Below are 14307 nucleotides of genomic sequence, written 5' to 3' on the forward strand. Positions count from 1 at the left end.
CATTTATATTACCAAATCACTTTTTTAGAGTCAACTATTTTTTTGATTTTTTATTAATTTTTTTAAACTTTTTATCAAATTCACAAAATATATCTTAGTATAAGTGAAAGCCTATCTATTCCATCACTATTTTCATACTCTACTCTTTTTATTAATTATCATTTTTTTCATATTTCTTTATCAAAAAAAGTTCTGCATAAACAGAACCAACAAAAATTAATATTCATTTTTATAATATTTTTAATCAAAATCGTAATCAAAATCCCAGTCATCGTAAAAATCATCATTTGTATTTGGATATTCGAAATAGTAGTAATTTCTTCTATTTAATTTGTTTTCAATTTTAGTTACACCACTATGTACCATCATAAAAACACTCAAAATCACAATCACTACACTTACACATAATGACAAAATATGTTTTTTATCATTTTCAAAATATTTATATGCAAATATAAAAGCAACAACCGATAATACTATAGCAATTAAGTTTAAAACGTTTAAAAGGCATCCAAGACAAAGCATTATAAAAGAAATCACAAGCAAAATGGTAATCAAAACTAAATAATCATCATTTTTATTTTTGTCTTGCGGTGTTTTAGGTGGAATCTTATTATCCATACTTAATCCTCCATTCTATAAACATTAATTTACATATTATTTCTATAAATTGCAAATGAGAGCATAAAAAAAATCCTGATTACTCAGGATTACTTTTTAAATTGGTGACGCGTACGGGATTCGAACCCGTGAATGTATGCGTGAAAGGCATATGAGTTAACCGTTTCTCCAACGCGCCATGTACTTCATCAATTGCCTAATAATATTATCACGAGGGTATTTAATATGCAAGTGTTTTTTTATTTTTTTTGATATTTTTTGCTCAAATGATTCCTTGGCCTTTTTTTCTAGATAAATACGCTTTTCTTCATATAGATTTGTACCTTTAATTCCTACTGATCACAATTTGAATCATTAACATCAAAAGACCAATTGTCTTATTGAGATACAAGTGATTTAAACGCCAAAACAAAGTATCCTTCTTAATCAGGTATAAAAAGAATAAATCACGTTTTCACAAATTACTTAATTATATTTTTTCATATATCATATATATTGCTTATTTTTAAATTAAATAAACCACAAAAAAATCCTGATTACTCAGGATTACTTTTTAAATTGGTGACGCGTACGGGATTCGAACCCGTGAATGTATGCGTGAAAGGCATATGAGTTAACCGTTTCTCCAACGCGCCATGTATGTGAAACTTGTCTTTCTGACAAGTGCTCACATATATTATCACATGCATATTTTCATTGCAAGTATTCTTTTATTTTTTTTAAAATATTTTAATTTGTCGTAGAAATTGTATATTTATATAAATCTCCACGATAATAACAATAAGTCAATTCAATGATTTTGCCTTTATCATCATAAGAAATTCTTTCTCGAAGTAATACTGGCATCGTTTCTGAAATTTTTAATGCATCAGCCACTTCTTTATCTGGTAAAACAGCCGAAATTTTTTCTTCAACTTTTTTTGGAATTCCTACTCCTGAATAATCCAACATTGTATAAATTGATTGACTATATTGATCTGGATTCAATGGTAGATTCGTTGATAGCGGAAAATAAGAAGTAAGATAAACCATTTTTACTTCATCTGCTGTTCTAACTCTTTTAATACAATAAACTTCCATTCCTTTTTCTAATCCAAAAATATCAGCTACAGTTCTATCAGGAACAATTTTAGAAACTTTCAACGAGGCTGTTCCCGGAACACGATTCATTGATTTCATTTCTTCTGTGAAACTTTTAATGTGCGTCAACTCTTCTTCAATTCCCGGACGCCAAATCACAAAAGTACCTTTTCCTCTTCCTCTTTTTACCATTCCTTCTTGTTCTAGTTCAAGAACAGCTTGACGAGCAGTAATTCGTGAAACACCAAATTCTTGTTGAATTTCCATTTCACTCGGAAGTTTTTCTCCTCTTTTTATTTCTCCTTTTATGATTTTATCTTTGTATATTTCCTTTATTTGAAGATACATTGATTTTGAGCCTTTTCCTGTTTGTAACTGTTCCATATTTTACCTCTTCACATCATTTCTTCTTTTTTCATCTAAACAAATCCATTCATCTAATGTTAATGGAATATAATCAGAATACATACAAAAACAATTTATAAACTGACAAGGAACATGTTCAATATTACCAGATATTGATAAATGCTCTTGTTTACGTACATAATCTTGAAAAAAATCTAAATATTGTTGATCGTGTGTCTTATGAATATGTCCATGTAGCATATACGTTTTGGCATTTCCATTCTCATCTTTACGATATTGCCCATTATAACAAGCAATCGGGTAATGACTTAAAATCACCTTGCGTCGATTATCGTTTAATTCCTCATAATCCTTAATCCATTTAAAATACGAAGCATCAAAATTTTTATCATCGATAAAACGATCATGATTTCCTCGTATTAAAAACTTTTTACCTTGTAAGCAATCCAAAACTTCTTTCGTTTCTTGCCAACTTCCCCATGAAAAATCCCCTAAAATAATGACTTCATCATTTTTTCGAATACGAGAATTCCATTGTTGAATCATATATTCATTCATTTCTTCTACGGTTTCAAATCCTCTTTTATCCATTTTAGTATTCAATGCACGATGGAAAAAATGGGTATCCGCAATATAATATCTCATACTTTCTCCTATTGTTCTTTACAAGCAAATCCAATATTTTGATATGCTTTTCTTGTTTCTTTTAATGAAATATATTGTGATTGAACTTCACCCGCGTTTATTAGACCATGTTCAATTAATTGATCAATATCTGCTTCATCAAAATCAATCATCATAATATATTTTATATTTTCTTCTTCTATTTCTCCAATTACTGATACACCCTTTATATCTTTATATTTATCAGATAAAGTATCATTAATTCTATTTAACAATTCATCTTGTGTTAATTGTCCTTCTATATCTAATGAACTAGTAAATTCTTGTACAGTTTGATAAAACGTATATTGCATTGCATATACTTTATCATCTTTAGCATAAAACAAAATTTCTTCTTGTTTATCGTTTTGACAATTTACAATAACTTGTTTTTCAATCGTTTCTTCTTTTGGCTCTTCTTGTTTTACACCTATTCGCGTACAACCAGCTAACATTAAAGATACTAACAATGTCATAACTTTTTTCATACAAAAATTTTACACTGTAACAATATCAATTTCAACCGTAAAAAAAAGACAAGATGACTTGTCTTAATTCTTTAATGACTGTAAAGGAGCTGGAATTCTTCCACCTCTATTAATCATAACATTATTGTCTGTCTGATTAATATTCATAACAGGTCCATATCCAAGTAAGCCTCCAAAATCCAAGGTATCTCCTACTTTCTTACCTATAGCTGGAATAACACGAACAGCTGTCGTTTTCGAATTAACCATTCCAATAGCTGCTTCATCCGCTATAATCCCAGAAATAACGCTTTCTTTTGTATCCCCTGGAATAATAATCATATCTAAACCAACTGAACAAACAGCCGTCATAGCTTCTAATTTTTCTAATGTTAATACGCCTGTTTCCGTTGCATGTATCATTCCCGCATCTTCACTTACTGGAATAAAGGCTCCTGATAATCCACCAACATGACTTGTTGCCATGACACCACCTTTTTTTACTGCATCATTTAGCATTGCCAAGCATGCCGTAGTTCCATAGGCTCCACATGTTTCCAAGCCCATTTCTTCCAATATGTACGCCACACTATCACCTATAGCCGGTGTTGGAGCTAGTGATAAATCCACAATTCCAAATGGAACATTTAATCGTTTAGAAGCTTCCGTTCCCACTAATTGTCCCATGCGTGTAATTTTAAATGCCGTTCTTTTAATTAAATCTGCTAATTCATCCATTTTCAATGATTTATCAGCTTTTGCTAATGTAGCTCTTACTACACCCGGACCTGAAACACCAACATTGATTACACAGTCAGCTTCTCCTACACCATGGAATGCGCCTGCCATGAAAGGATTATCTTCTGGTGCGTTACAGAAAACAACCAATTTAGCTGCTCCTAAACAATTGTTATCTTTTGTTAGTTCAGAACATTGTTTTACAATAGTTCCCATATTTTTTACCGCATCCATATTGATTCCAGCTTTAGTGGATCCAATATTAACACTTGCACAAACATGTTGTGTTACAGCTAATGCCTCTGGTATAGACTCAATTAAAGCTTCATCTCCATGTGAATATCCTTTTTGAACTAAAGCAGAATATCCACCAATGAAATCAACACCTAATTTTTGAGCACATCTTTCAAGTGTTAATGCATATTCTACTGGATTTCCACCACTACATGCTACTAACATTGAAATAGGCGTAACACTTATACGCTTATTAACAACTGGAATTCCATATGTCTTAGAAATATCGTCTCCTACTTTTACTAAATCTTTAGCAAGAGTACAAATTTTATTTTCAATTTTTTCACATGACTTATGAATATCTGGATCCATGCAATCTAATAAAGAAATTCCCATTGTGATTGTACGAATATCCAAGTATTCTTCATCAATCATTTTAATTGTTTCTAATATTTCTTTTGTTTGCATAGCATTCTCCTAAACCTTATGCATTGAATCAAAAATATCTTGATGCATAACACGAATAACTAAATTTCTTTCTTTTCCAAAATTTTCCATATATTCCGCAAAATCCGCAATAGCTTTATTCGCATTATCAAAATCCGTACTCATTGTCATAGTAAAGAAACCATCAACAATGGTTTGTGATACATCAAGAATATTAATGTTTGCTTTCATGCACTCATTGGCGATAGCCGCTAAAATCCCCACTTTATCTTTTCCAATTACAGTAATAATAGCTTTCATATTTTCTCCTACATTTTAATATTCACTTTAGAGAATTTTACCAATTCAAATGGATCATATGCATTTTGAATTCCTTCTACATTAATCTCATATTCATTTGGCATAAATTTCACTTCATTTTGTTGTTTCAAACAATCTAAAATGATTGCACTATCTTGTTGATTTAATGTTTTTCTTTTCTTAAAACAAACCTCATTTTTAGCATCCACAAGATATAATTCAATATCAATTAAAGATGAGCATAATAAATCATCTTTCCAGTCACAATCTTGAATATTGAAATAAAAATCGCTTGAATCAATATCTCCACCTTCTACAACAAATATAGCTGTATTTTGTGTGTAACAAAAGTTTACTTCAATTGATCCTTTTAATAAGTTCAACTCCTCTTCTGTCCAATATTCATCTTTTATGACAAGCATGAACCGATTTTCTACATAATCCATAACGGTTCCAATTTCTACATCATACGGAAATATTTCTTTTTTCATGAAATCAATATAACATAAAAAGCCATTCAATCCAAAGACTGAATGACTTTTTCTATTACATAAATTTTTGAGCAGCTGTTAAAATAGCCATTTTATAAATTTCTTGCCAAGTACATCCACGTGACAAATCATTGATAGGAGCATTCAATCCTTGTAGTAAAGGTCCAACTGCTTCATATCCACCTAAACGAGATGCAATCTTGTATCCAATATTTCCACTTGAAAGGTTAGGGAAAATAAATGTATTCGCATGTCCAGCAACTTTTGAATCTGGTGCTTTTAATGCAGCAACTTCTTCGCTAACAGCACAGTCAAATTGCATTTCTCCATCAACATCAAAATCTAATGGCATACGTTTTAAACGAGTAGTTGCTTCAGCCATTTTTTCAACACAATCCCCTTTTGCAGATCCAAAAGATGAATAAGACAATAAAGCAATTTTTGGTTCGATACCAAATTGACGAGCTGATTTAGCAGTTTGTAAAGTGATTTCAACTAAATCATCTGGATTTGGATTAATATTAACAGCACAGTCAGACATAATATATTGACTATCTTCACGTAATAATAAGAAACAAGAAGATACTAATGCATTACCTGGAGCTGTTTTTACTAATTGTAATGCAGGACGAATTGTATCAGCAGTAGAATAAGTTGCTCCACCTAATAAACCATCTGCATAACCCATTTCAACTAACATAGTTCCAAAATAGTTAGTACTATTGATTAATTTACGACATTTAGCTTCATCTAATTTACCACGACGTAATTCAATCATACGGGTAATCATTTCTTCTTTCTTTTCAAATTCAGAAGGTGCTAATTGCATAATACCAGATAAATCATTGTTTTCTTTAGCAGCACATTCTGCAATTTGTTCTTTTTCACCAAGTAAAATTGGTTCAACAATTTCATTTTTCTTTAATTCAATTGCTGCTTTTTGTACACGAGGATCCCATCCTTCAGTAAGTACTATTTTGATATTTTTTCCTTTAATTTTTTGTTCTAATTGTTCAATGATCATAGATCAATACCTCTTTTCGTACATAGTATAATCCTTTAATCACGCATTGTCCAACTTAACAATAAATTCACAAGTTACTTATTTATCCTTCAATAATAAAACTAAAATAGCCTTTTGAATATGAAGACGATTTTCTGCATTTTCAAATATTTCTTTAGCATGACTTTCAAAAACTTCTTCACTGATTTCTTGTCCACGATAAGCCGGTAAAGGATGAAGTACCATTACATCTTCTTTGGCATGAGATAATAATTCATCATTAATTGTGAAACCCTTAAAATCATTTATACGACAAGCAATGTCATCTTGATATCCCATAGAAGCCCAAGTATCTGTCATAACAACATCAGCATCTTGAATTGCTTGAATAGGATCATTTACAAGCTTAAATTGATTAGAAAACTGGGAAGCAAATTCTAAAACCTTTTTATCCGGTTCATATCCTTTAGGCGTAGCAACACGAACATTCATATTCATAGTTAAGGCACCTACAATAAATGAATTACACACATTAGATCCATCTCCAATAAAACAAACATTCAAATGTTCCATATTTCCAAAATATTCTTTAATCGTCATCAAATCACAAAGCGTTTGACACGGATGAGAAAAATCTGTTAATCCATTAATAATAGGAATTGAACCATATTTAACATAGTCTTCTACATCTTTTTGTTTTGATGTACGAATAATTAAACAATCCAAGTAACGAGACAATACTCTTGCCGTATCTTGAATAGGTTCGCCTCTTCCTATTTGTAATTCACTAGCTGTTAAAAACAATGGTTGTGCTCCTAATTGATAAGCTCCTGTTTCAAATGAAACACGTGTTCGCGTTGATGCTTTATCAAAAATCATTCCAATTGATTTTCCATTTAATAATTTATGCTCCATCCCATTTTGTTTTTCATACTTTAATTGATCTGCTAAATCAAGTATTTGAAAAATATCACTACGAGATAAATCCATCATTTTTAAAATATGTTTCATTGAAATACCTCCTGCATAATCAAAATAATTTTATCGATTTCTTCATAAGAAATAATTAATGGTGGTAATAAACGAATCACATCTATACCTGCTGTTAATACAAGTAGTCCTTTCTTAATAAATTCATTCACATAATCCATTCGTTTCTTTTCATCAACAACGATACCAATCATCAATCCTTTACCACGGACTTCTTTTATATCTGATGAAGAAATTGCTTTGATTTGATTCATGAAATAATTTCCTTTTTGTTCAACTTCATAAAGAAAATCTGGTTGATTTACAATTTCCATTACTTTATTAGCAACTGCACAGCTCATTAAGTTTCCTCCAAACGTTGTACCATGTTCTCCTTTTTGAAGTGTATTTTGACATTTTTCAGCTGCTAATACAGCCCCGATAGGCATACCAGCTCCTAATCCTTTAGCCAAGGAAACTAAATCAGGATGAATTTGATATTGTTCAAAGGCAAAAAGGGTACCCGTTCTTCCAATTCCCGTTTGCACTTCATCAATCATCAACAAAATATCTTTTTCATGACATAATTTTTCTACTTGTTGTACGTATTCAACATTTAAAGGAACAACTCCGCTTTCCCCTTGAATCAATTCCATCATTATTCCACAAACTTTGTCATCGCATTTATTTTCTAAATCATGTATATTATTACATTCAACATAGTCAAAGCCATCCACAAAAGGATAAAAATAATGATGAAATTTATCTTGTCCAGTTGCACTAAGAGTCGCCATTGTACGTCCATGAAATGATTGTTTCAATGTAAGTATCACATTTCGATTTTCACCATATTTATCATATGAATACTTACGCGCAATCTTAATCATACCTTCATTTGCTTCCGCTCCTGAATTTGCAAAAAACACTTTATTCATATGACTTGCCGTAACAAGCTTTTCAGCTAAATAAATCATTGGTTCACTATAATATAAATTGCTGACATGTAGTAAATTTTGAGCTTGTTCTTGAATTACTTTAACAACTTCAGGATGATTATGTCCCAATGAATTAACGCCTATACCAGATGTACAATCTAGATAAGAATGATTTTCATCATCTACTAAAACACATCCATTTCCTTTCTTAAAACAAATATCAAAGCGTCCATAGGTGGACATAACATATTGATTTTCTTTTTCTTTTATTTCTAAATTCATGATAATCTCCTAGTAGAACATAGTTCCCACTCCTTGATTACTTAATAATTCAATTAATATAGAATGAGGAATACGTCCGTCTTGAATATTAACAGTTTCTACACCTCGTCTAACCGCTTCAATGGCACACTGTACTTTAGGAATCATTCCCCCTTTAATAATTCCTTCACGTTCATAAACTGAAACTTGCGATACTTTTAAAGATGAAATCAGTGTTGTCTCATCTTTTGGATCTTTCATTAATCCCATAACATCAGTCAACAAAATAAGTTTTTTAGCCTTTAAGCTAACTGCTAGTTTTTCTGCTGCCGTATCAGCATTGATATTATAGTTTGTGAATTGATCTAAGCCAGCGGCTACACTAGATACAACTGGAATATATCCTTTTTCTAATATATCAATAACAATTTCTGGATTTACATTTACAATTGTTCCAACATTTTTATGAACATCATCATACTGTACAGCTTGAAATAAATTTCCATCCATACCCGCAATACCAACACCTTTTCCACCATGTTTTGACAACAAAGAAACTAAATTTTTATTTACTTTTCCACATAAAACTTGTTGTACAATATCCATTGTTTCATCATCGGTTACACGTAATCCATCAATAAAATGTGATTCTTTATTTACTTTTTCAAGCATTTCCTTTATTTCTGGTCCACCCCCATGAACAAGAACTACTTTTATTCCAATCAAATTCAATAAAACAACATCTTGAATAACCGCTTGTTTGAGTTCATCGTTAATCATGGCATTCCCACCATATTTTATTACGACAACTTTTCCCACAAATTCTTGAATATAAGGAAGTGCTTCTACTAAAATTTGAGCTCTAACATTAGGTGATATATTTGTCATGTTCGATAGTCTCCATTAATTTTTACATAATCATATGTTAAATCACATCCCCAACAAGAGACTTGTTCATTTCCTTGTTTTAAATCCGATATGATTTCAATTTCTTTATTCGATAGAATTTCCTTGGCTTTTTGTTCATCAAAATTTAAGGCCATACCATCTTTTGAACATTGAATAATTTCATCATTGCTCTTAAAGTAAATATCAACACTTTCAGGATCAAAATCAACGCCAGCATATCCCAATGCACACATAACTCTTCCCCAGTTGGCATCAGCTCCAAACATTGCTGCTTTTAATAAAGAAGAAGAACACACTGACATAGCTAATTTTTCCGCATCTTCTTCTGTTTTAGCTCCTTTAACTGTACAAGTTAAAAACTTACCAGCTCCTTCACCATCCGCTGCAATTTTTTTAGCTAATTCTTCCATCACAAATCGAAGTGCTTCTTTAAAAATAGGATAAGAATCTGTATGCTTGGTTACAGGCGCATTTTGTGCCATTCCATTTGCCATAACTACACACATATCATTCGTTGATGTATCACCATCAACACTTACACGATTAAATGTTTTCTTAACATTTTCATGTAATATTTCATCTAATAGACTTGCTTGAATATTACAGTCTGTTGTGATAAAAGAGAGCATTGTTCCCATATTAGGATGAATCATGCCAGATCCTTTACATATTCCTCCCATGTGACATATTGTCCCATTTACTTCAAATTCTATCGCAATTGTTTTTTCAACTGTATCGGTTGTTAGAATGGCATGTGCGGCTTTTAAAGAATTATCATTGCTTAATTCAATGTTTCCAATGTTTTGTTCAATGCATTCAATAGGAAGAGGTTGTCCAATAACTCCTGTTGAAGCAACCACAACATCTTCAACATCACAATCTAGAAATTTGCTTGCACACAATGCTTCTTTATTCGCATTTTCCATTTCACTTTCATTACATGCATTCGCGTTTCCTGAATTCACAATAATAGCTTGTGCCATTCCATTTTTTAAATGTTCTTTAGTAACTTTTAATGGAGCAGCTTTTACTTTATTGGTCGTATAAACAGCTGCACATTGACATAAAGATTGTGAATAAATAATTGCGAGATCATCTTTGGCTTGATTTTTACGAATGCCACAATGACATGCCCCGGCCATGAAACCAGTTGCGGCACAAACGCCTCCATTAATTATTTTCATATTGTATCCTTCCTTATATATGTAATCCTTCCAATTCATCAAATCCAAGCATCAGATTCATGTTTTGAATTGCAGCTCCACATGCACCTTTACCTAAATTATCAAATAAACAAGTCACGCATACACGTGTATTATTTCCATAGACTATGATATCTAAGCTATCTGTTTGTTCTTTAATATTTGCACTAATCATCCCTTCTTCTTGCATATAAACTGAAATCAAAGGACTGTCTTTATACCAACTTGATAATATATCATATACTTCTTTCTTATCATGTCCATCAATGGTAATGGTTGTTGCCATACCTCGATAGTAATCATCAACAATGGGATTAAAAATGGGTTCATGTTCCAATCCACATATTTTTTTCATTTCTGCTAAGTGTTTATGATTTTGATTTAATCCATAAATACGAGGAGCATATAATTCATGTGTTTTTTCTTGTTCATATTGCTGAATCATCTTTTTTCCACCACCTGAATACCCTGTTAAAGAAAAACAAGATAGAATTGTTGAAGGTGAAATAATTTGTGATTGAATCAAGGGATATACACTCATTATAAAACCTGTCGCATGGCATCCAGGATTAGCAACAAAGTGATGACTTTGAATTTTTTGCTTATGTTCTAAACTTAGTTCACTCATCCCATATACCCAATTTTCATTGGTTCTATGTGCTGTTGAAGCATCAATGACTTTTGTTTGAGGATTTGTGATTAATGTCATTGCTTCTTTACTTGCTTGATCTGGTAAACAAAGAAAGACAAGATCCGCTTGATTCATTAGTTTTTTTCTTTCCAATGGATTTTTACGTAAATTTTCATCAATTTGAATTAATTCAATGTCTTTTCTTTTTGATAAACGAGCATATATTTCTAAACCCGTCGTTCCTGCTTGTCCATCAATATACACTTTGGGTTTATTCACAATCATCACATCCTTTTATGAATTCCTCGATAACATGAATTTGTCTTAATACTTCTTCTGGACTTGGACCTCCAAGTGCTTTTCTTTGAAGTAAACATGTTTTTAAATCCAATGCGACATATACATCTTCATCAAAAGAAGAATCAAATTCTTTGAATTCTTCTAAGCTACAATCATTTAGTGCCTTTCCTTGTTTAGAACAATATCCAACTAACTTTCCGACAACATGATACGCATCACGGAATGGCATCCCTTTTTTTACTAGATAATCAGCACAATCAGTCGCATTAATATATCCATGTAATGCACTATGAGCCATTGTTTCTTTACATACAGTTAAAGTATCGAACATTGGATTAATAATTTCTAAACATTGTTTAACCGTATCAATCGCATCAAAGACTGCTTCTTTGTCTTCTTGCATGTCTTTATTATAGGCAAGTGGTAATCCTTTCAACATTGTCAATAACATAAACAAAGAACCATATACTCTTCCTGTTTTTCCACGAATTAATTCACATATATCAGGGTTCTTTTTTTGAGGCATAATTGATGAACCAGTTGAATACGCATCATCTAATTCTAGAAAATGAAATTCAAGGGAACACCATTGAATTATTTCTTCTGAAAGTCTTGATAAATGCATCATTAAAATACTCAAATCCGAGCATAACTCAATGCAATAATCACGATCACTCACTCCATCTAATGAATTATCCATAACAGACGAAAATCCTAACAAATCACTTGTCATATTTCGATCAATTTCATAGGTTGTAGTAGCTAGTGCTCCTGATCCTAATGGACATTCATTCATTAAATCGTATGTATTTTCCAATCGTTTGATATCTCTTTTAAACATATTGGCATAGGCCATCATCCAATGAGCTAATGTTATGGGTTGTGCTCTTTGTAGATGTGTATACCCTGGCATAATGGTATCAAGATTCATTTGAGCGTGTTGACAAAGTGTTTTCATAAACTGCAACAATAAAGCTTTAATGTTTTTAATTTCTTCTTTAACATATAAACGCATATCTAAGGCAACTTGGTCGTTTCTAGAACGAGCAGTATGTAATCTTTTCCCTGCATCACCAATCCGATTGGTTAATGTTTCTTCAATAAACATATGAATATCTTCATATCCATCTTCAAAAGTAATCGTCCCTTGTTCAATTTCTTCTAAAATTTCTTGAAGTCCTTTATGAATATCTTCTTTATCTTGATTTGATATGATTCCTTGCTTTGCCAACATTTCACTATGGGCTAGGGAACCCTCAATGTCTTGTTTATACATTCGACAATCGAATGGAAGTGATGTATTAAAACTATCTAATTTTGAATCGGCTTCTTTTGAAAAGCGCCCTGCCCACATTTTTGTCATACTGTCTCCTTATTCTACACTTGGAAAATGAATTCCTTTTTCTTCATATAATGCTTGGTCATTTAATGCTCTTACTTTCAATGGCAATCCAAATAAATTAATGAATCCTGCACTATCTGCTTGATCGTAACAATCATCTTCATCAAAAGTTGCCATTCCACTTGAATATAAACTAAATGGACTTGTAACGGATACAGGAATGATATTGCCTTTATATAATTTCAATGAGACATCACCTGTAACTGTTTCTTGTGTTTCATCTACAAAGGCAGATAATGCTTTTCTTAGCGGAGTATACCATTGCCCGTTGTATACTAAATCTGCGAACTTTAAAGCCACTTGTTGTTTGTAATGAGAAGTTTCTTTATCTAAAGTGATTTCTTCTAATTTTTCATGAGCAGCATACAAAATTGTGCCTCCTGGTGTTTCATATACACCACGTGATTTCATTCCAACTAATCTATTTTCAACTACATCAAGAATTCCAATTCCATTGGCTCCTCCTAATTCATTTAATTTCAGAATAATATCAATTGGTTTCATTTCTTCTCCATTCAAAGAAGTTGGAACACCTGATTCAAAGTGTAATGTGATTTGTGTTGGTGTATCCGGAGCTTCATATGGACTTACACCTAATTCTAAGAATCCTGGTTTTTGAATTGGAGCTTCATTGGCTGGGTCTTCTAAATCAAGTCCTTCATGAGACAAATGCCATAAGTTTTTATCTTTAGAATAATTTGTTTCTTTATTTATTTTTAGAGGAATATTATGTTCTTTAGCGTATTCAATTTCTTTTTCTCTTGAATTTAATTCCCAGAAACGCCATGGAGCAATAATATCCATATCAGGAGCAAACGCTTTGATTGCTAATTCAAAACGAACTTGATCATTTCCTTTTCCAGTGCATCCATGACAAATGGCATCGGCTCCTTCTTTTTTGGCAATTTCAACGATTCTTTTAGCAATCAATGGACGAGCAAAAGATGTTCCTAATAAATATTTTTCATATGCAGCTCCTGCTTTAACAGTTGGAATCACATAATCATTCACAAATTCTTCTTGAAGATCTTCAATATAAACTTTTGAAGCCCCTGTTTTCAATGCTTTTTCTTCCAAGCCTTCTAGTTCACTTGCTTGTCCAACATTTCCACTTACTGCAATAATTTCAGCTCCATAATTTTCTTTTAACCAAGGAATTAACACCGATGTATCTAATCCTCCAGAGTATGCTAAGACTATTTTTTTGTACTGCTTTTTCATATTGTTTTCCTCCTATCATAACCACTAATAAAAATTAGTGGTATCGTAAGCCCTATAAGGGCGTGTT

The 14307-nt window shown here is 31.8% G+C and carries 15 protein-coding genes and 2 tRNA genes; all 17 read right to left on the bottom strand.

The features are described 5' to 3' along the window. Positions 1-240: 240 nt before the first annotated feature. Positions 241-621 carry a hypothetical protein gene (locus tag ACI313_RS01965; RefSeq protein WP_320607459.1) on the bottom strand — a complete coding sequence of 127 codons (381 nt, stop codon included), beginning with the start codon at positions 619-621 and terminating at the stop codon, positions 241-243. A gap of 102 nt (positions 622-723) precedes the next feature. Continuing rightward, positions 724-799: transfer RNA gene (locus tag ACI313_RS01970), tRNA-Glu, on the bottom strand. A 381-nt stretch (positions 800-1180) separates the two neighbouring features. Continuing rightward, positions 1181-1256, bottom strand: a tRNA-Glu gene (locus ACI313_RS01975). A gap of 94 nt (positions 1257-1350) precedes the next feature. Next, positions 1351-2085, bottom strand: a complete 735-nt coding sequence (locus ACI313_RS01980; protein ID WP_320104428.1) for a GntR family transcriptional regulator — start codon at positions 2083-2085, stop codon at positions 1351-1353. A gap of 3 nt (positions 2086-2088) precedes the next feature. Then, positions 2089-2712, bottom strand: a complete 624-nt coding sequence (locus ACI313_RS01985) for a metallophosphoesterase (protein WP_320607458.1) — start codon at positions 2710-2712, stop codon at positions 2089-2091. Positions 2713-2720: 8 nt separating this feature from the next. Next, the gene (locus ACI313_RS01990; protein WP_320607457.1) at positions 2721-3218 is read right to left on the bottom strand and encodes a DUF1307 domain-containing protein; all 498 of its coding nucleotides are present in this window, start codon (positions 3216-3218) and stop codon (positions 2721-2723) included. 63 nt (positions 3219-3281) lie between these two features. Further along, positions 3282-4637, bottom strand: coding sequence for a PFL family protein (locus ACI313_RS01995; RefSeq protein ID WP_439755155.1), 1356 nt, complete (start codon positions 4635-4637; stop codon positions 3282-3284). A gap of 9 nt (positions 4638-4646) precedes the next feature. Next, the gene (locus tag ACI313_RS02000; protein WP_320607455.1) at positions 4647-4916 is read right to left on the bottom strand and encodes an ACT domain-containing protein; all 270 of its coding nucleotides are present in this window, start codon (positions 4914-4916) and stop codon (positions 4647-4649) included. Positions 4917-4924: 8 nt separating this feature from the next. Next, positions 4925-5407, bottom strand: coding sequence for a hypothetical protein (locus tag ACI313_RS02005; RefSeq protein WP_320104386.1), 483 nt, complete (start codon positions 5405-5407; stop codon positions 4925-4927). Between the two features lie 55 nt (positions 5408-5462). Then, entirely contained in the window at positions 5463-6431 is a 969-nt protein-coding gene (pta, locus tag ACI313_RS02010) for a phosphate acetyltransferase (protein ID WP_320607454.1), read from the bottom strand. 78 nt (positions 6432-6509) lie between these two features. Beyond that, positions 6510-7421 carry an ornithine carbamoyltransferase gene (gene argF / locus ACI313_RS02015; protein ID WP_320104387.1) on the bottom strand — a complete coding sequence of 304 codons (912 nt, stop codon included), beginning with the start codon at positions 7419-7421 and terminating at the stop codon, positions 6510-6512. Then, positions 7418-8596, bottom strand: a complete 1179-nt coding sequence (locus tag ACI313_RS02020; protein WP_439755156.1) for an aspartate aminotransferase family protein — start codon at positions 8594-8596, stop codon at positions 7418-7420. The genes argF and ACI313_RS02020 overlap by 4 nt, the downstream gene beginning before the upstream one ends. A gap of 9 nt (positions 8597-8605) precedes the next feature. After that, positions 8606-9463: an acetylglutamate kinase gene (gene argB / locus ACI313_RS02025; RefSeq protein ID WP_439755157.1), complete on the bottom strand. Its 858-nt coding sequence runs from the start codon at positions 9461-9463 to the stop codon at positions 8606-8608. Continuing rightward, positions 9460-10668, bottom strand: a complete 1209-nt coding sequence (argJ, locus tag ACI313_RS02030) for a bifunctional glutamate N-acetyltransferase/amino-acid acetyltransferase ArgJ (RefSeq protein ID WP_320607451.1) — start codon at positions 10666-10668, stop codon at positions 9460-9462. The genes argB and argJ overlap by 4 nt, the downstream gene beginning before the upstream one ends. Positions 10669-10681: 13 nt before the next feature. Next, positions 10682-11596, bottom strand: coding sequence for an N-acetyl-gamma-glutamyl-phosphate reductase (gene argC, locus ACI313_RS02035; RefSeq protein ID WP_439755158.1), 915 nt, complete (start codon positions 11594-11596; stop codon positions 10682-10684). Beyond that, positions 11589-12980: an argininosuccinate lyase gene (gene argH, locus ACI313_RS02040; RefSeq protein WP_439755159.1), complete on the bottom strand. Its 1392-nt coding sequence runs from the start codon at positions 12978-12980 to the stop codon at positions 11589-11591. Before argH ends, argC begins: the two co-directional genes overlap by 8 nt. Before the next feature lie 9 nt (positions 12981-12989). After that, on the bottom strand, positions 12990-14240 hold the full coding sequence (locus ACI313_RS02045; protein ID WP_320607448.1) for an argininosuccinate synthase: 1251 nt from the start codon (positions 14238-14240) through the stop codon (positions 12990-12992). Between the last annotated feature and the right edge of the window lie 67 nt (positions 14241-14307).

Origin of the sequence: Floccifex sp. (genome assembly GCF_051873495.1) — a bacterium.
In the GTDB taxonomy this organism is placed as follows: Bacteria; Bacillota_I; Bacilli_A; order Erysipelotrichales; family Erysipelotrichaceae; genus Floccifex.

Bases quoted from the DNA above. Each gene is read 5' to 3' on its own strand.
- ACI313_RS01990 (WP_320607457.1), bottom strand. From the start codon at position 3,218: ATGAAAAAAGTTATGACATTGTTAGTATCTTTAATGTTAGCTGGTTGT.
- ACI313_RS01980 (WP_320104428.1), bottom strand. From the start codon at position 2,085: ATGGAACAGTTACAAACAGGAAAAGGCTCAAAATCAATGTATCTTCAA.
- ACI313_RS01965 (WP_320607459.1), bottom strand. From the start codon at position 621: ATGGATAATAAGATTCCACCTAAAACACCGCAAGACAAAAATAAAAAT.
- pta (WP_320607454.1), bottom strand. From the start codon at position 6,431: ATGATCATTGAACAATTAGAACAAAAAATTAAAGGAAAAAATATCAAA.
- argB (WP_439755157.1), bottom strand. From the start codon at position 9,463: ATGACAAATATATCACCTAATGTTAGAGCTCAAATTTTAGTAGAAGCA.
- ACI313_RS02045 (WP_320607448.1), bottom strand. From the start codon at position 14,240: ATGAAAAAGCAGTACAAAAAAATAGTCTTAGCATACTCTGGAGGATTA.
- argJ (WP_320607451.1), bottom strand. From the start codon at position 10,668: ATGAAAATAATTAATGGAGGCGTTTGTGCCGCAACTGGTTTCATGGCC.
- ACI313_RS02020 (WP_439755156.1), bottom strand. From the start codon at position 8,596: ATGAATTTAGAAATAAAAGAAAAAGAAAATCAATATGTTATGTCCACC.
- ACI313_RS02005 (WP_320104386.1), bottom strand. From the start codon at position 5,407: ATGAAAAAAGAAATATTTCCGTATGATGTAGAAATTGGAACCGTTATG.
- ACI313_RS01995 (WP_439755155.1), bottom strand. From the start codon at position 4,637: ATGCAAACAAAAGAAATATTAGAAACAATTAAAATGATTGATGAAGAA.
- argH (WP_439755159.1), bottom strand. From the start codon at position 12,980: ATGACAAAAATGTGGGCAGGGCGCTTTTCAAAAGAAGCCGATTCAAAA.
- argF (WP_320104387.1), bottom strand. From the start codon at position 7,421: ATGAAACATATTTTAAAAATGATGGATTTATCTCGTAGTGATATTTTT.
- ACI313_RS01985 (WP_320607458.1), bottom strand. From the start codon at position 2,712: ATGAGATATTATATTGCGGATACCCATTTTTTCCATCGTGCATTGAAT.
- ACI313_RS02000 (WP_320607455.1), bottom strand. From the start codon at position 4,916: ATGAAAGCTATTATTACTGTAATTGGAAAAGATAAAGTGGGGATTTTA.